Annotated in this window: 3 protein-coding genes; all 3 read right to left on the bottom strand. The window is 50.2% G+C overall.

The genetic code is table 11. The features are described 5' to 3' along the window. Window positions 1-69 precede the first annotated feature (69 nt). The 3 genes from PFRI_RS07670 to lipA all read right to left on the bottom strand — a co-directional run bounded on the left by PFRI_RS07670 (window position 70) and on the right by lipA (window position 2,575). Window positions 70-450, bottom strand: coding sequence for a hypothetical protein (locus tag PFRI_RS07670; RefSeq protein WP_072630122.1), 381 nt, complete (start codon window positions 448-450; stop codon window positions 70-72). Between the two features lie 21 nt (window positions 451-471). After that, a complete protein-coding gene (locus PFRI_RS07665) occupies window positions 472-1,530 on the bottom strand; it encodes a zinc metalloprotease (RefSeq protein ID WP_072630121.1) in 1,059 nt (352 codons plus the stop codon). A gap of 100 nt (window positions 1,531-1,630) precedes the next feature. Beyond that, a complete protein-coding gene (gene lipA, locus PFRI_RS07660) occupies window positions 1,631-2,575 on the bottom strand; it encodes a lipoyl synthase (protein ID WP_072630120.1) in 945 nt (314 codons plus the stop codon). Window positions 2,576-2,744 lie beyond the last annotated feature (169 nt).

Below are 2,744 nucleotides of genomic sequence, written 5' to 3'. Positions count from 1 at the left end.
GTCAGCGATCGCCCTCGCTGCAACCGTCATATTCTGGTTATGAGTCCTGAACCTAGGGAATAACGAAGTTTAAACGAATTCAAAAATGTCAGATACAGATCCAGCGAGCAAATCACTCGCGGATAGATCAACGAACAGAATTGAAATACTGTAAGTGTCGAAAACAACCCCGTCGCTGGTGTTCGTCAGATAGCCGCTAAAGAAATTCTCGATATTGGAAATTGTGCCCGAGCTCAATCCTGCGAGTTGAACAATATCGACCCCGATCTCAAAATCCTTACTCGCATCCGCGAGCAAGTTAGAAATCATCGGATTGTTCGAGTCCAATTCGGAATAGAGCGTGTTTTCGTCGACATAGCCGATCACATCAGGACCTAAGTCTTCATGCTCTCGCGTCAGTGAATCAAAGCTTTCGAAATAGAACACATCCGCCCCGCCCCCGCCTTGCAAGAAATCAACACCTTTGCCACCTTACAAAAAATCCGACCCCGACAGAAATTGCGAAGGTCGATCTCTGAGCAAAATGTCATTGCCAAGACCGCCTGAAAGCTCGTCGTCGCCAAAACCGCCCATAAAGAAATCATCGACGCTCAGGTCTGTGTTTTCAGGAGCATCAAATTGATAAAGCCCTCCTGAATCAACCAACAGATTGCTGCCCATAATCGAAATTGCTGTGTCGCGACCATTTCCGCCATCGAATGTCAGGTTCTGCGTAAACAACGCGAAATCATCGCCGTCGGACCCAAAGACTGTGTCATTACCAGACGAGGTCGTGAAAAAGTCGCTCTCGGTTGAGCCATGGATGAATTCTGACGCCGAGGTGCCAAAGATTTTTAGCATCTCGATCTCTTCGTTATAAACCATCTCGTAAGACTGCGTACCATAAAGGAATTGGATCAATTCGACATCTGCAGTGCCAAGCTCGCTTGGGTTAGAGCCATCCGTGTAGGACATGATGCTTACATCCGTATTGTCCCTGCTCGGCCTGATCTGAAAATCGCCGTCAAACGTGTGTTCAAGCCCGAGTGCGTGACCGATCTCATGCAACATCGTCTCGAAACCGGATCTTCCGTAGTCAAAACTATTGGGATCATTGGCATAAGAGTCAGCATTGAGGAACACATCGCCACCGACACTATCGTGGAATATCGCGCCCAGCTCGTTGCCATCTTCGGATGTTTCGCCAATACCTGTCACAAAGGGCAAATACCCAAAACCACCCGCAGGACGCCCACCGATACTGGCCATATCATCTTCGCCAATCATCGAGATGCGCATATCACCACCACGATCAATTTCCAGAAAGGTCAGACCGCTGACCTCTTCCCACGTATCAAAAGCGTCGCGCACCCCTTGCTTTTGGCGCTCAGAGTAAGGTGTGACAGCTGTCGTCGTTCTGACATCATAAGCCGTCAGAGTTGTCATAAAGGAATAAGTAATGACAATCGGAGTGCCAGTAGGCAAAGTCGCATTCCAGCGCGCAAGATGGTTTTCCGTTGAAATACTCAGGGCGTCTTGGGAAAGCGACATAGGTTTACCTATTTAACAAACAATCGTGAAACGATCTGACTGCCCAATAGGATCATGCAGAAAAATAAATTTCAACTCTATCCCTTCATTAAAAAGTCTTTCACCCTAATTTCGCCGCACGCGCATCACGCAGGCGCGCAAAGTCGTCGCCAGCATGATAAGACGAACGCGTTAAAGGTGTCGCAGAGACCATCAAGAACCCTTTGCCCCAAGCCGCTTTTTCGTAGGCTTTGAATTCATCAGGCTCCACAAACCGCGCGACACCATGGTGCTTTGGCGTTGGCTGTAAATATTGACCAATGGTCAGAAAATCCACATCTGCCGCGCGCATGTCATCCATGACCTGTTGCACGGATTGCTTGTCTTCGCCAAGGCCCACCATAATGCCGGATTTGGTGAAAATCGTTGGATCCATTTCCTTGACCTGCTGAAGCAAACGCAGCGAGTGGAAGTACCGCGCACCAGGGCGCACGGTTGGATAAAGGCCGGGCACGGTTTCAAGGTTGTGATTGAACACATCAGGGCGCGCTTCGACGACGGCTTCAACCGCGCTGACAGGGCATTTCAAAAAGTCAGGGGTAAGCACTTCGATCGTAGTGTCAGGCGCGCGGTGGCGCACAGCGCGAATGGTCTGCGCGATATGCTCGGCACCGCCATCCTTCAAATCATCGCGGTCTACGGATGTGATAACGACATGCTTGAGCCCAAGGGTTTCAACCGCATGGGCCACCCTGCCCGGCTCAAACGCATCAAGCGCTTCGGGCTTGCCCGTCGCGATATTACAAAACGTACAGCCACGTGTGCAAATGTCGCCCATGATCATCATCGTCGCGTGACCTTGGTTCCAACATTCGCCGACATTGGGGCAACTGGCTTCTTCGCAAACGGTGACCAGCTTGTTTTCACGCAAAATGTCGCGTGTTTCTTTGTATCCGGCCCCTGTTGGCGCTTTCACACGAATCCAGCTGGGTTTCTTTGGTTGCGCGTTGTCAGGGCGATGCGCCTTTTCAGGATGCCGCTGGTCTGGAATTTTCAAGTCGCGCATGATCTGCCCTCGCTAGAATACCGATGAATGCGATATAGCATACATTCCAAGTGCTTCTAGCCCTCAGAATGCATAGCTGCTTTGTGGACGGTCAACTTTTGGCGAAAATGCCCCGAGTTATTGTCAAATCTGGTGTTTGAGGATTGTTGGTCATGCAGCGATCTGGTCA

Source organism: Planktotalea frisia, assembly GCF_001890925.1.
Taxonomy (GTDB): Bacteria; Pseudomonadota; Alphaproteobacteria; order Rhodobacterales; family Rhodobacteraceae; genus Planktotalea; species Planktotalea frisia.
This window is presented reverse-complemented; position numbering and strand designations above follow the sequence as displayed.